General features: G+C 52.3%; 1 protein-coding gene. It reads right to left on the bottom strand.

Features of this window, described 5'->3' with window-relative positions; all coding sequences use genetic code 11:
- Window positions 1–243, bottom strand: a 243-nt coding sequence (locus ACXAG7_RS20190; protein WP_476667962.1) for a hypothetical protein, incomplete at both ends; no start/stop codon positions are given.

Genomic DNA, 243 nt, shown 5'->3' with positions numbered 1-243 from the left:
CTAATACTGGTGACCAAGTTCCGCCGGTAGCTGGACTTCCTCCTAAGGCTGCAAATAACTGTGCTGATGTTACCGTGCTTCCTGCACAGATGGTAAGTGTTCCGTTAGTTCCGGCATTTGGTAAAGCCTGTTCGCTTACCACTACCTGAGCCGTTGCTGCTGTGGTACATGGTGCGGTTGCTGCTACGGTATACGTATAGGTATTCGCTCCGCCTAATGCTGGTGACCAAGTTCCGCCGGTAG

The organism is Tenacibaculum sp. AWR4_210 (assembly GCF_056160945.1).
The sequence above is the reverse complement of the archived record's forward strand: the minus strand, read 5'-3'. Positions and strand labels throughout refer to the sequence as shown.